The 17,793-nt window shown below is 66.4% G+C and carries 16 protein-coding genes; 5 read left to right on the forward strand and 11 right to left on the reverse strand.

Translation table 11 applies throughout. The annotated features are described in order from the left end of the window. Positions 1-53: 53 nt before the first annotated feature. From DBY63_RS13850 to DBY63_RS13860, 3 genes are all read right to left on the reverse strand, one after another. Positions 54-923 (reverse strand): SMP-30/gluconolactonase/LRE family protein, encoded by an 870-nt coding sequence (locus tag DBY63_RS13850; RefSeq protein WP_108582322.1) that lies wholly within the window; start codon positions 921-923, stop codon positions 54-56. An 80-nt stretch (positions 924-1,003) separates the two neighbouring features. Beyond that, positions 1,004-1,690 (reverse strand): FadR/GntR family transcriptional regulator, encoded by a 687-nt coding sequence (locus DBY63_RS13855; RefSeq protein WP_007160545.1) that lies wholly within the window; start codon positions 1,688-1,690, stop codon positions 1,004-1,006. Positions 1,691-1,719: 29 nt separating this feature from the next. Next, on the reverse strand, positions 1,720-2,475 hold the full coding sequence (locus tag DBY63_RS13860) for a FadR/GntR family transcriptional regulator (RefSeq protein ID WP_007160544.1): 756 nt from the start codon (positions 2,473-2,475) through the stop codon (positions 1,720-1,722). Between the two features lie 268 nt (positions 2,476-2,743). Here DBY63_RS13860 and DBY63_RS13865 point away from each other — a divergent pair, with 268 nt between their 5' ends. Continuing rightward, a complete protein-coding gene (locus tag DBY63_RS13865; protein WP_108582323.1) occupies positions 2,744-4,054 on the forward strand; it encodes an MFS transporter in 1,311 nt (436 codons plus the stop codon). Here the strand turns inward: DBY63_RS13865 and DBY63_RS13870 are convergent. The 3 genes from DBY63_RS13870 to pabB all read right to left on the reverse strand — a co-directional run bounded on the left by DBY63_RS13870 (position 4,027) and on the right by pabB (position 7,381). Further along, positions 4,027-5,307, reverse strand: a complete 1,281-nt coding sequence (locus tag DBY63_RS13870; protein WP_077172355.1) for an MFS transporter — start codon at positions 5,305-5,307, stop codon at positions 4,027-4,029. The two genes, DBY63_RS13865 and DBY63_RS13870, sit on opposite strands and share 28 nt — an antisense overlap. 61 nt (positions 5,308-5,368) lie before the next feature. Continuing rightward, complete coding sequence (locus DBY63_RS13875; protein WP_108582324.1) at positions 5,369-5,989, reverse strand: phosphoadenosine phosphosulfate reductase family protein; 621 nt, start codon at positions 5,987-5,989, stop codon at positions 5,369-5,371. Positions 5,990-6,037: 48 nt separating this feature from the next. Beyond that, a complete protein-coding gene (pabB, locus tag DBY63_RS13880; protein ID WP_108582325.1) occupies positions 6,038-7,381 on the reverse strand; it encodes an aminodeoxychorismate synthase component I in 1,344 nt (447 codons plus the stop codon). Between the two features lie 152 nt (positions 7,382-7,533). On the opposite strand from pabB, the gene DBY63_RS13885 reads away from it, so the two are divergent. From DBY63_RS13885 to prpD, 4 genes are all read left to right on the forward strand, one after another. After that, the gene (locus tag DBY63_RS13885; protein WP_074584639.1) at positions 7,534-8,235 is read left to right on the forward strand and encodes a GntR family transcriptional regulator; all 702 of its coding nucleotides are present in this window, start codon (positions 7,534-7,536) and stop codon (positions 8,233-8,235) included. 4 nt (positions 8,236-8,239) lie between these two features. Beyond that, positions 8,240-9,127 (forward strand): methylisocitrate lyase, encoded by an 888-nt coding sequence (prpB, locus tag DBY63_RS13890; RefSeq protein WP_108582326.1) that lies wholly within the window; start codon positions 8,240-8,242, stop codon positions 9,125-9,127. 55 nt (positions 9,128-9,182) lie between these two features. After that, positions 9,183-10,310: a 2-methylcitrate synthase gene (prpC, locus tag DBY63_RS13895; protein ID WP_108582327.1), complete on the forward strand. Its 1,128-nt coding sequence runs from the start codon at positions 9,183-9,185 to the stop codon at positions 10,308-10,310. A 140-nt stretch (positions 10,311-10,450) separates the two neighbouring features. Continuing rightward, positions 10,451-11,935, forward strand: coding sequence for a 2-methylcitrate dehydratase (gene prpD, locus DBY63_RS13900; RefSeq protein ID WP_108582328.1), 1,485 nt, complete (start codon positions 10,451-10,453; stop codon positions 11,933-11,935). A gap of 112 nt (positions 11,936-12,047) precedes the next feature. Here the strand turns inward: prpD and DBY63_RS13905 are convergent, their stop codons facing one another. The 5 genes from DBY63_RS13905 to DBY63_RS13925 form a co-directional block, all read right to left on the reverse strand. Continuing rightward, positions 12,048-12,377, reverse strand: a complete 330-nt coding sequence (locus tag DBY63_RS13905; RefSeq protein ID WP_027601593.1) for a hypothetical protein — start codon at positions 12,375-12,377, stop codon at positions 12,048-12,050. 26 nt (positions 12,378-12,403) lie between these two features. Continuing rightward, positions 12,404-13,999: an isocitrate lyase gene (locus DBY63_RS13910; protein WP_108582329.1), complete on the reverse strand. Its 1,596-nt coding sequence runs from the start codon at positions 13,997-13,999 to the stop codon at positions 12,404-12,406. A 596-nt stretch (positions 14,000-14,595) separates the two neighbouring features. Further along, positions 14,596-16,629: a methyl-accepting chemotaxis protein gene (locus DBY63_RS25355; protein ID WP_108582330.1), complete on the reverse strand. Its 2,034-nt coding sequence runs from the start codon at positions 16,627-16,629 to the stop codon at positions 14,596-14,598. Positions 16,630-16,864: 235 nt separating this feature from the next. Further along, positions 16,865-17,287 carry a GFA family protein gene (locus DBY63_RS13920; RefSeq protein WP_108582331.1) on the reverse strand — a complete coding sequence of 141 codons (423 nt, stop codon included), beginning with the start codon at positions 17,285-17,287 and terminating at the stop codon, positions 16,865-16,867. 93 nt (positions 17,288-17,380) lie between these two features. Beyond that, positions 17,381-17,662, reverse strand: a complete 282-nt coding sequence (locus DBY63_RS13925; protein ID WP_007160531.1) for a peptidylprolyl isomerase — start codon at positions 17,660-17,662, stop codon at positions 17,381-17,383. Positions 17,663-17,793 lie beyond the last annotated feature (131 nt).

The following is a 17,793-nucleotide window of genomic DNA, read 5'->3' on the forward strand; positions in this document are numbered from 1 at the left end:
AGGGGCTGGAACGGAAAGGCACCGCAGAGGGGCGCCTGGGTCGGTAGGATGAATCAGCCAGCGAACCTGTGGCAGGGCATGCCGGCTACCGGTGCGGTGGCCTTGAGCAGGGCGCCGTCGAGGGCGCCATCGGCGGCGGCGCTGGTGACGTACAGGGTGCGCAGATCCGGTCCGCCGAAGACGCAGCTGGTGGGACGCTGGACGGGCAGTTCGACGATCTCCAGCAGCTCGCCCTCCGGCGAGAAGCGCAGCAGGCAGTTGCCATCCCAGCGCGCATTCCATACGCAGCCCTCGCTGTCGATAGCCGAGCCGTCCGGCGAGCCGCGCTCGTGGGGGCCGGCCCAGACGGTGGGGGTCCCCAGGTTGCCATTGGCATCCAGCGGATAGCGATAGAGGGTGTCCTTGAGGGTATCGGCGCTGATGACGTGGTTGTCCGCCGCGCTCCACACCAGGGTGTTGGCGATGCCGAGATCGCTGGCGTGACGACTGACGCTGCCGTCCGGATCGATGCGGAACAGCCCGCCCGAGTGGCGGTCGATGGCCACGTCGCCACCCTGGGCATCGAGATTGTTCTGCATGGTGCCCAGCCACAGATGCCCCTGGGCATCGCAGCGGGCTTCGTTGCCGCGATTGCCCGGATCGGGATCGGCGACGCAGAAAAGTTCCAGGGCGGGACGGTCCGGTGGCGAATCCAGGTCAAGACGGAAGACGCCGTCTGGCAGGGTTACCAGGGCGTCGCCGCGCACCGTGGGCATGAAGGCGGAACAGGGCCGATCCAGTTGCCATTCCTGATAGTGCTCGCCGCTCAGGCGGCAGGCCTTGAAGCCGGCGATGTCAACCCAGTAGAGCGCCTGGGTCTCCTGGTCCCAGAAGGGGCCCTCGGCCAGTTTGAAGCGCTGGGGAAGCAGCGGCTGCCAATCCATCGTTCACCTCTCTTGTTGTGGCAGTACGGGAAGTCCAGGCATGGGAACCTGCGGCGACGCCAAGGTTGCCGACCGAAACGTCAGTCCGTATAGCGCGCCAGGGTCACCGCCGCGCTGTCGATCAGCATCATGCAGGCCCAGACGGCGCGCGCCGCATCGCGCGAGGCGATGCCGTCGGCGAGGGTCTTGTGCAGGGGGAGGGTACGTCGCAATTCGGCGGGATCGGCCGACGACAGGGTAAAGGAGGCCGCCAGCAGGGCGCCCAGGGCGGGCACCATCTGCTCGATGAACTGATTGTGGCTGGCCGCCAGGACGCACTCGTGGAAACGCTGGTCGGCGGTGTTGTAGTCGCCGCCCTCGAGGGAGGCTTCCAGATGCTGGTAGGCGACCTGGATCGCCTGCACCTGCTCAGGGGTGGCTCTTTCGCAGGCCCAGCGGACCGCCGCCGGCTCGATGGCGTGGCGCAGATCCAGCAAGTCCTTGACGAAATGGGCAGGCAGACCGCCCGTGGCCAGCCAGCCCACCACCTGGGTATCGAACAGATTCCAGCGACTCAGCGGCAGGACCCGGGTACCGACCTTGGGACCGACTTCCAGCATGCCCTTGGCCGCCAGGGTCTTGATCGCTTCGCGCAGGATGGTGCGGCTGACGCCCAGCTCCTGGCAGAGATCCGCCTCTACCTTGAGGGCGCTACCGGGTGGAAATTGCCCGGCCGCGAGGCGCTGGCCGAGTTGTTCTACGGTAGAGGCATGGTAGCTGCTGGACATGAGGGCATACCGCGAGTGGGTTCTTGCCCTCAATGATCATACGAAATTTCACCTTCAGACAAGGGCTGCGGCCGGAAGGCCTCGGCGACCATGTCATTGACACCGGCCAGTTGGGCGATGGCGGCGTGGCGAGCGGTCAGCGGGTCGCGGTGCTGGATGGCGGTGAGGATCGCCTTGTGCCGGGAGACCAGCAGGTTGAGGCTGTCGCCGGCGGCGAACAGCGCCGAGGAGCGTTCCAGGTAGTCCCGCACCGGCAGCAACATGATGCTGTAGAGGTGAGTCAGCAATTCGTTGTGGGTGGCTGTGGCGATGGACAGGTGAAAGGCCATGTCCGGTTCGGCCATGTTGGCGATGTCCACGGCCTGCTCCATCCGCTCGTAGGCGTCTTCGATGGCCTTCACGTCTTCGGGCTGGGCATTGGCAGCCGCCATGGCGGCGACCTCCGGCTCGATGATGTTGCGCACCTTGACCAGGGTCTCGTAGAAGCTGTGCCGCGAATCGCTCTCCAGCAGCCAATGCAGGACGTCGGGATCGAGCAGATGCCACTCGTTGCGTGGTTTGACCACGGTTCCGACCTTGGGCTTGGACCTGACCAGGCCCTTGGCCACGAGCACCCGGGTGGCCTCACGCAGGACAGGGCGGCTCACTTGGTACTCTTCGCACAGCTGCGCCTCGGGGGGCAGGCGCTGGTCTGGCAGAAAGTGTCCAGACACGATCTGGGTACCGAGCTCATGAACGATGCGAGCGTGTCTGCTTTTGCGCGGCAGCGGTGTCTTGTAATTCATCGAAAGGCATCCGAAGTCGTCGTGCCATCACTATAACACCATCAGCGCGATAACCGATCTTATCGTGGGCCAGGCGGCTCTGTAATGGGAATCAGCGGAAAGCAAGAGGTAAGATTTCCTACTTCGTAACATTGTTTTAATAGTACCAAATTTACCTTAAGTGCCGATTAATGGCGGCTTATGGCTATTTAACGTCTCAATGATATTACGTTAGACTTTATGGCGATCTGCGCTTCAACCGCACAAAAACAACAAGTCGGAGAACGCCATGCACCCCGAATCCGTCCTCATTCGCCGGATCACGCACAAGCTGATTCCCTTTCTCGTCCTGCTCTATCTGGTCGCCTACATCGACCGCTCTGCCGTGGGCTTCGCCAAGCTGCACATGGGCGCCGACGTCGGCATCGGCGACGCCGCCTACGGCCTCGGTGCCGGCCTGTTCTTTATCGGTTACTTCCTCTTCGAAGTACCCAGCAACCTGCTGCTGGAGCGCTTCGGTGCCCGGCGCTGGTTCGCCCGCATCCTGATCACCTGGGGTGCCATCACCATGGGCATGGCCTTCGTCCAGGGTCCCACCAGTTTCTATGTCATGCGCTTCCTGCTGGGGGTGGCCGAGGCCGGCTTCTTTCCCGGGGTGCTCTACTACCTCACCCAGTGGTTCCCGGTGCGTCACCGCGGCAAGATCATGGGGCTGTTCATCCTCTCCCAACCCATCGCCATGCTGGTGACGGGGCCGCTGTCGGGCATGCTGCTGCAACTGGATGGCGGGCTCGGCCTGCACGGCTGGCAGTGGCTGTTCCTTTGCATCGGCGCGCCGGCGGTGCTACTGGCCTGGCCGACCCTGACCCGGCTGCCGGATGGTCCGCAACAGGTCGCCTGGCTGAATGCCGAGGAAAAGCGCTGGCTGGCCACGGAGCTGGAAAAGGACCTGCACCTCTTCGACCAGACCCGCCATGGCAACCCCCTGCATGCGCTCAAGGACCGCCGGGTGCTGCTGCTGGCGCTCTACTATCTGCCGGTGACCCTGAGCATCTATGGCCTGGGGCTGTGGCTGCCGACGCTGATCCACCAGTTCGGCGGCAGCGATCTCACCACCGGCTTCATCTCGGCGATCCCCTATGCCTTCGGCATTCTCGGCCTGCTCATCGTGCCGCGCAGTTCGGATCGCCTGGGCGATCGCTACGGTCACCTGGCGGTGCTCTATGCCGTGGGCGCCCTGGCCATGGCCGGCAGCGCCTGGTTCGGCACCGCCGTGCTGCAACTGGCGGCGCTGTCGGTCGTGGCCTTCTGCCTGTTTTCCCTTACCGCGCTGTTCTGGACCCTGCCCGGACGCTTCTTCGCCGGGGCCAGTGCCGCCGCCGGCATCGCCCTGATCAATTCGGTGGGCAACCTCGGCGGCTATCTCGGCCCCTATGGCATCGGCGCGCTCAAGGCGGCGACCGGGACCCTGGCCTCGGGTCTCTATCTGCTGGCCGCGGTGCTGGTGTTTGGCCTCCTGCTGACCGGCATCGTCTACACCCGCCTGGAGCGCAAGAACCGTCGGGAAGAGGGTTACGCCGCGGAGCGTTCCGCCGGCTGACGCCCCGGGCAGGTCTCGGCGGCGAACCAGGCGGCGCCGAGGCAGACTAGATTGGCCACCAGCAGATAGCCGGCCGGCGCCATGCGATCCCCGGTGGCGCCGATCAGCCAGGTCACCACGATCTGGGCGGTGCCGCCGAAGGCCGCCACCCCCAGCGCATAGACCACCGAGAAGCCGGTGGCCCGTACCCGCTGCGGAAAGCTTTCCACCAGGAGCACGATCAGGGCCGCGCCGCTCATGCCGTGCAGGCCGGAGAGCACGGCCAGGGTCAGCAGGAAGGTGCCCGGGCCGGGTGCCTGGGTGATGAGCTCCAGCGCCGGATAGAGCAGCACCAGCAACAGCAGTCGCGGCAGGATCAGCACGATGCGCCGGCCATAGCGATCGCTGAGCACCCCGCCCAGGATCGAGCAGACCGCCATGGCCGCGCCCATCACCAGGGTGGCGAGCATGGCGATTCCGGCCGGCAGCTTGAGCTCCACCAGGGCGAAGGTGGTCATGTAGTTGAGGAAATACTGGGTGATGGTGCTGCCGGAGAGGATCAGCAGCCCCAGCAGCAGTGGCCGCCGCTGGGTGGCCAGCACCTCGCCCAGCACCGCGCCGGTGCCCCGGGTTTCACCGACGTGGGTATCCACCAGGCCGCGACGGATATAGAGACCGATGGGCAGGATCGCCAGGCCGAGCAGGAAGGGCAGACGCCAGCCCCAGGCCAGCAGCTGCTCCGGTGTCAGCCAGAGGGTCAGGCCATAGCCGATCAGGCCGGCCGCCACCGCGGCCAGGCCCTGGGCCACCACCTGCCAGCAGGCGTAGGTGCCCCTCTTGTGCAGTGGCGCCGCCTCCAGGATGTAGGTGGTGGCCGGGCCGGCTTCGCCACCCCAGGCCAGGCCCTGCAGCAGCCGGGTCAGCACCAGCAGGATGGGGGCGGCGATGCCGATCTGCTCGTAGCCCGGCAGCACGGCGATGCCGCCAGTGCCCAGGGCCATCAGCACCATGGTCAGCAGCATCGCCGGCTTGCGCCCGACCCGATCGGCCCAGGCGCCGATGAGGATGGCGCCCAGCGGGCGGACGACGAAGCCGACGCCAAAGGTGATGACGCTGGCCATGAGGCTGGCGAAGGCGTTCTGCGAGGGAAAGAACACCTGGCCGATCAGCACGGCGAAGGTGGCGTAGACGCCGAAGTCGAAGAACTCCACGGCGTTGCCGAGCACCACGGCAAAGACGCCCTTGCGGGAGTGGATAGGGCGGGAAGCGGTCATGGGTGAGCTATCAGCAGGAGCAGGGCGCGCGCCCGGGAGCGGACGCGCGAAAGGCACGGACTCAGTGGGCGAGGTGCAGGCCGCACTCGCGGTTCTCGTCACCCTTGGTGGGATCGAAGTAGTCGAACTCGTTGGGCAGGTCGTGGGCGGTGAGGTACTGGTAGAGATCCTTGGAGGTCCAGTGCAGCAGCGGCGCGACCTTGATCAGGCCGTCCGGGTTGACGCTGACCGGGTCCATCTGGGCGCGCACCGCGGTATCGGTGGCGCGCAGGGCGGTGAACCAGACCTCGGGCGCCGTCTCGCGCAGGGCACGGGCGAAGGGTTCCAGCTTGACCTCTTCGGTGAAGGCGGCGTGGCGCGGATCGTCCAGCCCGGGTACCGGGCCGTCGATAGCCTCGCGGTGGGCGCGCGAGCGCTTGGGCAGGTAGGTCACCAGGTTAAGATTCAGCTTGCGCACGATCTCGTCGGCGCAGCGGTAGGTGGCGGGGGTGTTGTAGCCACTGTCCATCCAGACCACCGGGATGTCCGGCTTGACCTGGCTGACCAGATGCAGGATCACCGCCTCGAAGGGGCGGAAGTTGGTGGTGACGATGGCGCTCTTGCCCAGCCCCAGGGCCCAGGCGACGAGCTTTTCGGGATCGCGGCCGAAGTCGGCGTTGATGCGGGCGAGATCGAGAGACATGGCGGACTCCAGCCGGGTAAGGGATGAGGCCATGGTAGCAAAGCCGGATCAGCTGTGGGCTGCCAGCGTCTCCAGCAGCACTCGCACCTTGGCCAGGGATTCGGCGTATTCGTCGGCCCAGTGCGAGTCCATGACGATGCCGCCGCCGCCCCAGCAACTGAGCACGCCGTCTTCGGCGAGCAGGCTGCGGATCAGGATGGAGCTGTCGCTCTCGCCGCGCACGTCCAGATAGAGCAGCGAACCACAGTAGGGACCGCGGCGGGTCTCTTCCAGCTCGTCGATGATCTGCATGGCGCGGATCTTCGGCGCCCCGGTGATGGAGCCACCGGGAAAGCTGCCGGCCAGGAGATCCAGGGCGTCCAGCCCTGCGGCCAGTTCGCCGGTGACGGCGCTGACCAGGTGGTGGACGTTGGGATAGCTCTCCAGGGCGAACAACTCGGGCACCCGTACCGAGCCGATCCGGCAGCTGCGCCCCAGGTCGTTGCGTAGCAGGTCGACGATCATCAGATTCTCGGCGCGATCCTTGGGGCTGGCCAGTAGGGCACGGGCTTCGGCGGCATCGGCACCGGCCTCGGCGCGCCTTGGCCGAGTGCCCTTGATCGGTCGCGTTTCTACCTGACCGCGGCTGACCCGCAGAAAGCGCTCCGGTGAATGGCTGAGCAGGGCGCCGTGCTCCAGCGCCAGATAGCCGGAGAAGGGCGTCGGGCAGGCCGCGCGCAGCGCCTGGTAGGCGATCCAGGCCGATCCCTGGAAGGGCGCGCGAAAGCGCTGGGCGAAGTTGACTTGGTAGCAATCGCCGGCGGCGATATAGGCCTGGATGGCCTCGATGCGCTGGCGATAGGTGGACTCGTCAATATCGGCGACGAAGGGGGCGGTCAGCCGGAAGCCTTCGGCCTCGGGCGCCGCCCCGGCGTCGAACAGGGCGATCAGTCGCTGGCGTTCCCCTGCGTCCAGCGCCGGATGGCAGACCAGCTGGCTGGTCCGCGCCTGGTGATCGCTGATCAGCGCCCAGGCATAGAGGCCCAGGCGGCTATCGGGCAGTTGCAGATCGGCGTGGGCGCCGTCTGGCAGCCGTTCCAAGCGCCGGCCGAAGTCGTAGCCGAGATAGCCCAGCAGGCCACCGGCGAAAGGCAGCTCCACCTCGTCCGGCAATTCCGCCCGGCCCAGTTTGACCAAGGCGGTACGCGCCCGGGCGAAGAAAGCGCGGCCATCTTCGTCGGCTGCCGGTTGCAGCACCGCCAGCGGCCAGGCCGCCATGAGGTCGTAGCGCCCGCGCTCGGCCACCGGCCGCCCGGAATCCAGCAGCACCGCGCCGGGCTCGCCCTGCAGCAGAGCGAAACGCGCCGTGGGATCGGCATGGTAGGGCAGGGGATGCAGGTGGCAGAGGGGCATGGCGAGGTCGGCTGGGAGGGCGGCGCGCTAGTGTAGCGAACCGCCTCTGGCGGAGCGAGATACAGGCTGTCACAGCTGGATTGTCGACAAAGATTGACTGGAGAGGCGTTCAGGCGTAGTTATTCAGCCCATAAACACAAAAGGTGTCGACAATGATCGATAGCCCCCTCCAGGCCGAAGCGCCCGAGACCGACAGTGGGACCCTCTCCGAGCAGGTGTTCCGCCGGATCCGCGAGGCCATCGTCCGCGGTGACGTGGCGCCGGGCAGCAAGATTTCCGAGCCCGAGCTGGCGCGCACCTATGGCATCAGCCGTGGGCCGCTGCGCGAAGCCATCCATCGTCTGGAAGGCCAGCGCCTGGTGGTGCGGGTGCCCCATGCCGGCGCCCGGGTCGCCGCCCTGAGCCTGGCCGAACTGGTCGAACTCTACGAAATCCGCGAATCCCTCGAAGGCATGGCCTGCCGCCTGGCGGCCGAGCGGCTCACGCCCCAGGGCATCGACGAATTGCGCCAGCTGCTGGATACCCACGAACGCGATCAGGCGTTCCAGGCCGGCACCGGCTACTACCTGCAGGAAGGCGACCACGACTTCCACTACCGCATCATCCAGGCCAGCGGCAACGGCATGCTGGTGCGGCTGCTCTGCGGCGAGCTCTATCACTTGGTGCGCATGTACCGGCTCAAGGTCTCCGCCACCCCCAATCGTCCGCGCCAGGCCTTCGCCGAGCACCACCGCATCCTCGATGCCCTGGCCGAGGGCGACGGCGAACTGGCCGAACTGCTGATGCGCCGCCACATCGCCGCCTCCAAGCGCAATCTGCAGCACCATCCCCTAGTCCAAGCTCAGTCGAGGTAACGCCATGCCTGCCGTCAGTCCCGGCCAGAAATTCCGTGCCGCCGTCGCCGCCGAACGCCCGCTGCAGGTGGTCGGCACCCTCAACGCCAATCATGCGCTGCTGGCAAAGCGCGCCGGCTTCCAGGCCATCTACCTGTCCGGCGGCGGGGTCGCGGCCGGCTCCCTGGGGCTGCCGGACTTGGGCATCAGCGGCCTGGAAGACGTGCTGATCGACGTGCGCCGCATCACCGATGTCTGCGACCTGCCGCTGCTGGTGGATGTCGATACCGGTTTCGGCGCCTCGGCCTTCAATGTGGCGCGCACCGTGCGGTCGCTGATCAAGGCCGGCGCGGCGGCCATGCACATCGAGGATCAGGTCGGCGCCAAGCGCTGTGGTCATCGGCCGGGCAAGGAGATCGTCAGCCAGCAGGAGATGGTCGACCGCATCAAGGCCGCGGTGGATGCCCGCACCGATGCGGACTTCGTCATCATGGCGCGCACCGACGCCCTGGCGGTGGAAGGCCTGCAGGCCGCCATCGATCGCGCCTGCGCCTGCGTCGAGGCCGGCGCCGACATGATCTTTCCCGAGGCCATGACCGAATTGCCCATGTACCGCCAGTTCGCCCAGGCGGTGAAGGTGCCGATCCTGGCCAACATCACCGAATTCGGCGCCACGCCGCTGTTCACCACCGAAGAATTGGCCGGGGCCGATGTCGGCCTGGTGCTCTATCCGCTGTCGGCCTTCCGCGCGGCCAATCGCGCCGCCGAAAACGTCTACACGGCGATCCGCCGCGATGGCAGCCAGCAGGCGGTGGTCGACACCATGCAGACCCGCGCCGAACTCTATGACCGCATCGACTATCACCGCTACGAGGACCAGCTGGATCGCCTGTTCCAACAACAGAAACACTGACGCTCCACCCTGAACGCCCGCTTTTTCGCCTAACAAATCCAAGAGGAGCGAGACGATGGCAGACAGCAAAACCCTCGGCGGCGCCGGCCTGCGTGGCCAGGTCGCCGGCCGCACCGCGCTTTGCACCGTCGGCAAGACCGGCGCGGGCCTCACCTACCGGGGCTACGACATCCGTGAGTTGGCCGCCGGGGCCGACTTCGAGGAAGTCGCCCACCTGTTGCTCTATGGCGAGCTGCCCACGCAAGCGCAACTGGAGGCCTATCGCCAGCGCCTGGCGGCCCTGCGCGACCTGCCGCAGCCGCTCAAGGAAGGCCTGGAGCGTATCCCCGCCAGCGCCCACCCCATGGACGTGATGCGTACCGGCGCCTCCCTGCTGGGCACCCTGGAGCCGGAGCACAGCTTCGCCGACCAGCAGCAGGTGGCCGATCGCCTGCTCGGCGCCTTTCCGGCGATCCTGCTGTATTGGCACCACTTCAGCCAGAGCGGCACCCGCATCGACTGCACCAGCGACGCCCCGGACATAGCTAGCCACTTCCTCACCCTGCTGCACGGCAAGGCGCCCAGCGAGTTGCACGCCCGGGTGATGAACGTCTCGCTGATCCTCTATGCCGAGCACGAATTCAACGCCTCCACCTTTACCGCCCGGGTCTGCGCCTCGACGCTGTCGGATCTCTATTCCTGCGTCACCGGCGCCATCGGCTCCCTGCGCGGCCCGCTGCATGGCGGCGCCAACGAGGCGGCCATGGCGTTGATCGAGCGCTTCGCCTCGCCCGAGGCGGCGGTCAGCGGCCTCAAGCAGATGCTCGAACGCAAGGAAAAGGTGATGGGCTTCGGCCACGCCATCTACCGCGACAGCGATCCGCGCAACGAGGTGATCAAGGACTACGCCCGGCAATTGGCGGCAGAGGTGGGCGACAGCGTGCTGTTCCCGGTCTCGGAAGCCATCGACCGCACCATGAAGGAAGAGAAGGGGCTGTTCCCCAACGCCGACTTCTACCACGCCTCGGCCTATCACTTCCTCGGCATTCCGACGCCGCTGTTCACCCCGATTTTCGTCTGCTCGCGGACGGCCGGCTGGTGCGCCCACGTCTTCGAGCAGCGCGCCGACAACCGCATCATCCGCCCCAGTGCGGACTACATCGGCGTCGAGCAGCGGGCCTTCACGCCCATCGCCAATCGTTGATTGTTTGATCGCGGCCATGGGCCGCTCCTACAAGGGCGGGAGCGTCCTGTAGGAGCGGCCCATGGCCGCGATGAACCTAACCCCGTACAGCGGCCGCATCGGCGGACCGCCATGACCACGATATTTAGGAACCAAAATCCATGAGCGCCAACGTCGATCTCAACAACCGACCCGATTACGACCAGGTCATCCAGGACCTGGCCGATTACGTCCTGACCTACCAGGTCACCTCCCGCGAGGCCCTGGACACCGCCCGCAACTGCTTGATGGACACCCTCGGCTGCGGCCTGCTGTCCCTGCGTTTCCCCGAGTGCACCAAGCTGCTCGGCCCCCAGGTGGAGGGCACCCTGGTGCCCCAGGGCGCGCGGGTGCCGGGCACCAGCTATCGCCTGGACCCGGTCAAGGCGGCCTGGGACATCGGCTGCATTATTCGCTGGCTGGACTACAACGACACCTGGCTGGCCGCCGAGTGGGGCCATCCCTCCGACAACCTCGGCGCCATCCTGGCGGTGGCCGACCACCTCTCCCAGCGCCGCGTGGCCCAGGGCGAAGCGCCCCTGACCATGCGCGAGGTGCTGGAGGCCATGGTCATGGCCCACGAGATCCAGGGCGTCTTCGCCCTGGAGAACTCCTTTAACCGTGTCGGCCTGGACCACGTCTTCCTGGTCAAGCTGGCCTCCACCGCGGTCAGCGCCAAGCTGATGGGCGCCAACCGCGAGCAACTGCTGGCGGCCCTGTCCCACGCCTTCGTCGATGGCCAGGCGCTGCGCACCTATCGCCATGCACCCAATGCCGGCAGCCGCAAGTCCTGGGCCGCCGGTGATGCCTCGAGCCGCGGCGTGCGCCTGGCCGACATCGCTCTGCGTGGCGAGATGGGTATCCCGGGCGTGCTCAGCGCGCCCCAGTGGGGCTTCTACGACGTGCTGTTCAGCCACACCAACAAGGATCTGGCCACCAAGCCGGCGGACCAGCGCCAGTTCAGCTTTCCCCAGGGCTTCGGCAGCTACGTGATGGAAAACGTGCTGTTCAAGATCAGCTTCCCGGCGGAATTCCATGCTCAGACCGCCGCCGAAGCCGCGGTGATCCTGCACCCCCAGGTGCGCGACCGTGTCGACCAGATCGAGAAGATCGTGGTGACCACCCACGAATCGGCCATCCGCATCATCTCCAAGCAGGGCCCCATGGCCAACGCCGCCGACCGCGACCACTGCCTGCAGTACATGATCGCCGTGCCGCTGCTGTTCGGCGACCTGGTCGCCGAGCACTACGAGGACGCCTTCCACCAGGCGCATCCGCGCATCGACCAGCTGCGCGAGAAGATGGAGATCGTCGAGGACGAGCGCTACAGCCGCGAATACCTGGAAGCCGACAAGAGATCCATCGCCAATGCCCTGCAGGTGTTCTTCACCGATGGCAGTAGCACCGAGAAGATCGCCGTGGAATATCCCATCGGCCATCGCCGTCGCCGCGAAGAGGGCATTCCGCTGCTGGAGCGCAAATTCCAGAGCAACCTGGCGACGCGCTTCCCGGCCGGTCGCTGCGCCCAGATCTTCGCGCTGTGCAAGGACCAGGCAGGCCTGGAAGCCACCCCGGTGCATCGCTTCGTGGATCTGTTCGTGCTGTAAACGGAAGAGGCGACTCGCTCGATCCCGGAGGGCCATCCAGGATCAGGCGAGTCGCCTCAGAGGTGGGGCAGGGCGCGCCGGGTGATCAGCTACCCGCCGCGCCCTTTTTCTTTCAGTAGTAGCGATCCACGTAGGCCGGCTGCTGCTGCCGACCGGCCAGGCGCCAGTGCTCCTGCAGGGCGGTGTGGACGCTTCGGATGAAGTTGTCGTCCGCCGCTGCCGACTTGCCGACGTAGCCGCCGCCCTTGTTGTAGGTTTTGAAGCGGATGCGCAGGCTGGGATGGCGCTCTTCGAACTGCTCGGGCGTCTCGCCGCCGGGCAGGCGGTCGACGTGCACCGCGCCGCTCTCGCAGACCCAGAGGATGTGGTTGTGGTTCTTGTCCTTGAGCCGGCCGAAGAGTTGCTTGAGATCGTCCAGGCTGGGGTTGTCGTTCAGGTTCATGAGCGTGTCCTCCGCAGTGGCCGTGATCAATGGAACTGGTTCATGGTGTTGTCCTTGCCCGCCGCCTTGAGCGCGGCCTCCCCGGCAAAGTATTCCTTGTGGTCGTCGCCCATGTCGGAGCCGGCCATGTTCTGGTGCTTGACGCAGGCGATGCCCTGGCGGATCTCCTGGCGCTGCACGCCCTTGACGTAGGCCAGCATGCCTTCCTCGGCGAAGTAGCCCTTGGCCAGGTTGTCGGTGGACAGGGCCGCGGTGTGGTAGGTGGGCAGGGTGATCAGGTGGTGAAAGATGCCTGCCTCCCGCGCCGCATCGCGCTGGAAGCTCTGAATCCGCGCATCGGCCAGGCGCCCCAGTTCGGTGTCGTCGTAGTCCACGCTCATCAGCTTGGCGCGGTCGTAGGCGGAGACGTCCTTGCCCTCGGCCTGCAGGGCGTCGAACACCTGCTGGCGGAAGCTCAGGGTCCAGTTGAAGGAGGGGCTGTTGTTGTAGACCAGCTTGGCATTGGGCACGACTTCGCGGATGCGGTCGACCATGGCCTTGATCTGGCCGACGTGGGGCTTCTCGGTCTCGATCCACAGCAGGTCGGCACCGTTCTGCAGCGAGGTGATGCAGTCCAGCACCACCCGGTCCACACCGCTGCCGGCACGGAACTGGAACAGGCCGCTGGCCAGGCGCTTGGGCTTGAGCAGCTTGCCGCCGCGGCTGATCAGCACATCGCCGTTGCCCAGTTGGCTGGCGTCCACCTCGTCGCAGTCGAGGAAGCCGTTGTACTGGTCGCCGAGGTCGCCCGGCTGCTTGCTCACCGCGATCTGCTTGGTCAGGCCGGCGCCCAGGGAGTCGGTGCGGGCGACGATGACGCCTTCGTCCACGCCCAGTTCGAGGAAGGCGTAGCGCACGGCGTTGATCTTGGCCAGGAAGTCCTCGTGGGGCACCGTGACCTTGCCGTCCTGATGGCCGCACTGTTTCTCGTCGGAGACCTGGTTTTCCAGCTGGATGCAGCAGGCCCCGGCCTCGATCATCTTCTTGGCCAGCAGGTAGGTGGCCTCGGCGTTGCCGAAACCGGCGTCGATGTCGGCGATGATCGGCACCACATGGGTTTCATGGTTGTCGATCTTGGCCTGGATAGCGGCGGCCTTGGCGTTCTCGTCGGCGGCGCGGGCGGCGTCCAGCTCGCGGAACAGCATGCCCAGCTCGCGGGCATCGGCCTGGCGCAGGAAGGTGTAGAGCTCTTCGATCAGCGCCGGCACGCTGGTCTTCTCGTGCATGGACTGATCCGGCAGCGGGCCGAATTCCGAACGCAGCGCGGCGATCATCCAGCCGGACAGATAGAGGTAGCGGCCTTTTGTGCTGCCCAGGTGCTTCTTGATGGCGATCAGCTTCTGCTGCCCGATGAAGCCGTGCCAGCAGCCCAGCGATTGGGTGTAGGCGCTGCTGTCGGCGTCGTAGGCGGCCATGTCCCGGCGCATGATGGCCGCGCAGTGGCGGGCGATGTCGAGACCGGTCCTGAAGCGATTCTGCAGGCGCATCCTCGCTGCGTACTCCGGATTGATGGCGCTCCAGTGATTGCCGGTGCTGTTCTTGAGGGCGGCGATGGCCTGAACGTCGTTCTCGTAAGCGGACATGAGTCGATCCTTCTCGATGAGGTTTGCTTGGGTACCAGTCTTTTCCCAACGTCCGGCAGCGGGATGGCGGTTGCCACCCGGATACCGGTCGCGAAGGCGAAAGGTCAGCCCAGCTGTCGAGTCATGTCGCCGTACGTCCCTGCATGGATCCGGACGTCACCTCTGGCGACGCTGCCTCGAGCAGCGCGGCATTTCAGTCGTCTTCTCTTGTAGTGCCTCTTGAGCATCACTACGCAAGACGGCCCGAGGGTCACCCGGAGCCCAGTCGCGACCCGCATGGATAGGGGGTTCGCGTCCGGTGCAGCTAGAGATTTGCAGGAGATAAGGGCGTCGTCAACTCAGTTTTGTAGTGCTTTCGTATAGTCACTACAAAAGTCGTAGACGCGGCTGGGAGCGGGTTTGGGGCGTCTATTGCTGACCCATGGGTCGCCGATGAGGGCAAAACAGGGCCGCAAGCCACGGCGCTGGCCGTGACCCTGCGGTCACTCAAAGGGTGAGCCGGCGGCCTCCGGTCGCCCCTCCTGGTGAGGGGCGGCGGCGCGGGAAGAGGGCGGGACTTGCCGGTCAGTGCCGACGAACGGTAAGTCACCTGCAGCCTAGGACGAGGTGGCGGCGGTGAGGCCGGTCAGGGTGTCGGCGATGTCCTTGGTGCGATGGGAGGTCTGGGCGGTGAGGCGACCGGACTCGCGTAGGACGGCGAGCAGCTCCTGCAGCGAACCCACGTCCTGGGCCTGGCCGGCGATATGGGCACCGACCTCGCTGATGGCGCGCGACAACTGGTCGATGTCGGCGCCGATCTCGGCGGCGTTCTTGTGGGTGATGGCCGCCAGGTTGCGCACCTCGTCGGCCACCACCGCGAAGCCGCGACCGCTCTCGCCGGCGCGCGCCGCCTCGATGGCCGCGTTGAGCGCCAGCAGGTTGGTCTGGCCGGCGATCTGCTGGATCACCTGGACGATGGACTGGATGCGCAGACTCGACTGGCTCAGCTCGTTGGCGCTGCGCACCACGTCCTCAGCCTGTTCGGTGAGGTGCTGCACGGTGCTGTCAGCCTGGCGGGTGACCTCGCCCTGCTGCAGGATATTGCCCGCCAGATCGTCCATGCTGCTATGCAATTCGCCGGAGTAGTGCCGCAACTGCTCGCCGATCTCCTGGCGACTCTGGTGCGCCTGGCGCAGCACCTGGCCGAGGTCTGCGAGCCCGCCGAACACCGCCTGGATGGAGTCGTCGAGGCCCTGGGCATCCACCACACCCGTGAAGTTCTGCCGCTTGAACTCGTTGATCTGGTTGACCACCACCTGGCTCAGCCCGGCCAGCTTCTTGATCTGCCGGCGCAGGAAGAAGGCCTTGAACTCGCCGTAGTGGGCGGCGAAGTTGTCGACATAGTCGTCGCGGAAGGGCGCGCCCTCCGGGGTACGGAAAAAGAACACCGCGGTGAGCGTCTGGTTGAGATTCAGGCCAAGGATCTCGCCAAAGGTGGAAAAGCCCACCACCGGCGTCTGGCCGAATACCTCGCCCATGCGCGGCAACTCGGCGCCGTTGTTGGCGCGGCGCAGGATGCAGTCGTTGAGCACGCCCACCAGCGGGGTGCCGCTCTTGCCCTGCAGGAAGCGGGCGAAGTCCTCGCGGGTGGCGTCCACCAGGGAGGTGCGCTTGACCATCACCAGCTCTTCGCCGGGCGCCACGTCGCAGAACAGGTGGATGCGCTCGCGCTCGTAGTCGATGCGGGCGATGGAGCGGACGAACAGCTCCTCGCCCACGCGGATGGCGAAGGAATAGTCCGCCAGGCGCTGCTCCAGCTGCTCGGCGCGGCAGCTCAGGGCCTCGCAGAGGGCCGCCACCATGCTCTTGATCTGGCCGCGGCTGTCGACCACCTGGCTGATGTAGCGCTCTTCCAGGGAGGCGGTGAGGACACTGAGGCTGAGCGGCGTGGCGCTGAAGTTCTGGCTCTTGAACACCCCAAAGCGGGTGTTCCGGGCCATCTTCAGGAAGACCAGCTGGGCATGGTTTTCATAGGCCTTGCGGCCATCGTGCAACAGCGTCTGGCGGAAGTCACCCTTGCCGCCGGCGGAACCGCCGACGAACAGGCAGGGGAAGCGGCCGGACTCGTACAGCGCCTCCATGAAGAAGGATTCCGAGGCGGACAGGCCGTCGAACAGCACGAAGGCCAGGGTATCGCGGTGATCGATGGGCGTGCGCACCTGCAGGCGCTTGAGCGACTCGGTCAGGCGGGCGAGGCGCTCCTTCATGCTGCGCCGCGGTCCGCCACGGCGGATGTCCTCGCTGTCCAGCGGAACGTGCACCACCTCGGCCGAGGCGATCACCGAGGCGTCGAAGAATTGCAGCACCAGCCGGTCCCAGGCGCCATCGGCGGCGCAATACAGGCGCTGCTCGCTGCCGCAGAGTTCGCCGGAGGTGGTGCACAGGCTGATGGATGCGCCGGGAAAGCGCCCCGCCAGCTGCCGGGCGATGGCGTCCAGGTCCAGGTGTGGCGAAACGAAGCCGGCGATATAGGTGGGCTTGAGGGCGACGCCGCTGAGGCGGTCGCCGAGTTCGCGAGCGGAGCAGGTCAGGCTGAACACGCCGCTACCGCCCTGGCGGGCACGCGCGCCGAAGCGTTGCAGAAACCCCATGATTGTTCCTCTTGTCTGGCAGGCTGGGAAAGGGAGCTCACCCAGGCATCGGCGCGTTTGCCGGCGGCTTGATAGGGGTGTGCGCCCAGGCCGCAGGCGACCGGGCGCAACGGATCAGAGGTGCGGCAGGGGCCGGGGCTCTGGCATGAGCCTTGGCGTGATAACGAGCGTGCGCAGGACCCCGAGGTCGCCCGCAGCGAGGCGACCAGTGGTCATGGCTGGCGCCGGAAGGCGACTAGTCCTGTTCGCCGTGCTCGGCGATGGCCTCGGCGCCGGTCAGCTGGCGGGTCTGGTTGGCGAAGCAGTACCAGGCCGGCTTTTCCTCGATGAAGATCTCGCTGTCCAGCAACCAGTCGCTGCCCTCGAGCAGGCCCACCGGAATGGCGTAATGCGGCTCGGACTTGAGGCGGTAGAACAGGTGGGTGCCGCAGTGGCGACAGAAGCCGCGCTCGGCCCAGTCGGACGAGGCATGGACGGCCAGGGCATCGCCACCGCCGATCACTGGTGGCTGAGCACAGTCCACTGCCAGCAGCGGGCCACCGCTCCAGCGGCGACAGGTCCGGCAATGACAGGCCGAGACGGCAAGGCTGTCGAGGCGACAATCCAGCTGGACGGCGCCGCACAGGCACTGACCGTGACGTTCGAGGGGAAGGGACATGGCACTATCCTCGTGAGACAGGAGGTCTGCAGGATAGCCGGTCGGGCGCAGGGAAGGGAGGTGCCCCCGCTGCGAGCGGGAGCACTGGCGCGATCAATCTTCGCGGCTGGTGACTTCCACCAGGTGATAGCCGAACTGGGTCTTTACCGGACCCTGGACCTGATGCAGCGGCGCGCTGAACACCACGGTGTCGAACTCCTTGACCATCTGGCCCGGGCGGAAGGTGCCCAGGTCACCGCCCTGGCGGCTGGAGGGGCAGCTGGAGTTGTCCTTGGCCACCTGGGCGAAATCGGCGCCCCCTTCGATGGCGGCTTTGAGTTCGTTGCACTTGGCTTCGCTGGAAACCAGGATGTGGCGGGCAGAGGCTTTGGCCATGGGAGAGACTCCTGTTGAATGAGCCGGCGAGCCTACTCCAATCACCCTTGCAAGCAAACTGCCATCCGTTCCTCGGCTGGCCACCGGTCTGGCTTGCGCCCTGGATTCAGGCCGGGTACATAGCGCTTCCG

It is taken from the genome of Pseudomonas sp. RIT411 (genome assembly GCF_003057735.2).
In the GTDB taxonomy this organism is placed as follows: Bacteria; Pseudomonadota; Gammaproteobacteria; order Pseudomonadales; family Pseudomonadaceae; genus Chryseomonas; species Chryseomonas oryzihabitans.